This window comes from Actinomycetes bacterium (assembly GCA_036510875.1).
Taxonomy (GTDB): domain Bacteria; phylum Actinomycetota; class Actinomycetes; order Prado026; family Prado026; genus DATCDE01.
The window spans coordinates 1-2,295 of sequence record DATCDE010000272.1 but is presented as its reverse complement, the minus strand read 5'-3'; the positions used below and the strand labels follow the sequence as shown (position 1 = coordinate 2,295).

The window sequence follows — 2,295 nt, the reverse complement described above, 5'->3', positions numbered from 1 at the left end:
CGCCGTCGATGGAGACACGGACACCGAGGTTGAACCAGTCCCTGTCGTCGGTGGACTCGGTTGCCGACAGATGGACGAGCGGGGCCGCATCGGTGTAGCGATAGTCCGGGGCCGTGCCCTCGACCTCCACCAGGACGTCATCGTTCTCACGCAACCGAGGCAGCAGCTCCTCGGTGAAGTAGGCCGCGTCTATGCCACCCAGCGCGATGTCGGGGACGAGCGGGTGCTGGTCGGCCACCGTAGTGCGCAGCTGTGGCAGCCGGTCGTCGGGCAGCTCGAGTCGTTTCAGGAGCCGATGTTCGGCCAGGACGTCACGGACGGTGACCGCGCCGGTCGGGCCGCGAAGGGGCAGCCGTTCGATCGTGTCGCCGATGGCGTAGGCGAACGCCCAACGGAGGCCGGTCTGCTGGTCCGGCCCGTAGGTCACCGTGAGAGCCAGCCGCGGGGGCGCGATCTCGGGCAGGGTGACGGTCGCATCAGAGGAGACCACGTCGATGGCCTGCCGCAACGCGGGATAGTAGCCGCTGAGAAACCGGCCGAGATCTCCCGCAGGTATGACGAGCGGCTGCCCCTCGCGAAGGAGGCGGGCGGCCGACTCGCTCGGCGGTCTGTCCACACGGGCAAGGAGCAGCCCTGGTGCCGGACCGGAACGCGAGTCCCCAGGAGGTGAGCCACCGCCATCCCCCTGTATGTATAGTCCGTGGATCGGGGTGCCCAGGAAGCCAACCGACGTAGCGGCCACGGTCATGCCGTCCACTTCGACGACGCCTGTCAGCGTGGCAGCCCCACCCTCGTCGTCGCGGCGCAGGTCGAGCAGAACCCGAGCGGGTTCTGCTGCCAGCGTGATCGGTCCGGCTGAGGCCTTGGCGGGCACCAGCGCGACACCCGCCTCGAGCACCCGCTCGAGCAGCCGCCATACGGAAGGGCCGAACTCGTCGAGGTGAACCGGCTGGTCGCCATAGGAGTAGTAGTAGTTGTTGGCACCCGATTGGTAGGCGGCGTACAGCTCGCGCAGCACTTCGCGATGGGCCGGGACCTCCGTCCGGGCGTAGTGGTGCTGGAGGTCTCTCCAGGAAACCCCGGTGCGCACCCACGTGTCTCGACGTCCACGCATGACCGGGCGTAGGCGGATCCGCGGCACGGCTGGGAGGGTCGCGGCGCCCCCGTAGCCGACCGGTCTTGGTTGAGGGCGCGGCACGACCTCGAGTTGAAGAGCAAGCGGGACTCCCGCATCGTCCTTGCCGGCTGAGGACGTCCTCACGACGTCGGCGATGGCCCGCTCCCACGACGGCACGACAGCGCGTGTGGCGACGCTCGCCGTGACGGTGCTCTCGCGAGCGGCCAGCAGGACCGCGGCAACGTGCTTGCAGTTGATGACCATCGGGCAGGTGCAGCGTCCCGCCCAGGCCACGACCTCACCGGCGTGACGTCCAGCCGTCACGATGGTCTGGTAGGCGCCTTGGCGGTTCCCGCTCACCGTCGCGAAAAGCGTCCTGGGGTCGGGGTTGACCTGGAGCTGCGACACGCGGCCCTCACGGACGTACGTGGCCCCGCGACGGTATGTCTCCGCGCCGACGGTACGACGGATCGCCTGGTCGCTCAGCCAGCTGGTCCACTCGTGGTTCATGTCGTCGACCGTAGAGCGCGCCACCGACACGTCATCGCAGGACTGAGCCGCAGCCGTGTGCCCGTAGCGGTCGAGGAGCTCAGGTGTGTCCAGATATAGCTTCACGCGCTACCCGTTGACACCTGAGTCGACTCCACCAGACCTCCACCCTGCCCAGACATTCGCATTAGTATCACGACCGCCTCCAATCGCGGCAAGAGAAACTCGCCGATCACAGGAGTCCGTCTCAAGGTCGTCACCAGCTGACTGCACCCACGCCACTGAGAGCCCACGCCTTGGACCCGGCCACAGGGATCACTGGCGGGCGCGGTTCATGAACTCATCGAACAACGGGACTGTAAACGCGGTGTCGCCGTGCCCCGGGCTGTAGATCATCCCCTTGGCTATCAAAGCGCCGCGGCGCGGGGCAACGGATTCGACTCTGACCCCCAATTGCGCGGCGATGTCGCCGCTGCGATGAGACCCAGGACCGAGCCCGGCCATGGCCCAGAGGTACTCCTTCTCCTTGGGGGTGAGGCGGTCGAAGCGCATACGGAAGAAGTTTCGGTCCAGATGTTCCGTGATCTTCGGTTTCGCCCTGCGAGCATCCTCCGCGGTGATGGGCGACGACTCGGCGGTGTTCCATAGCTGGCTACCCCCCTCCTGGAGGAAGTAGGGGTACCCATGCG

At 67.3% G+C, this 2,295-nt stretch carries 2 protein-coding genes; both read right to left on the bottom strand.

The genetic code is table 11. From position 1 onward, the window contains the following. Positions 1–1,732, bottom strand: a 1,732-nt coding sequence (locus VIM19_15965; protein ID HEY5186351.1) for an SWIM zinc finger family protein, incomplete at its 3' end; no start/stop codon positions are given. Positions 1,733–1,921: 189 nt separating this feature from the next. After that, on the bottom strand, positions 1,922–2,295 hold a 374-nt coding region (locus VIM19_15960), incomplete at its 5' end, for an ATP-binding protein (GenBank protein ID HEY5186350.1).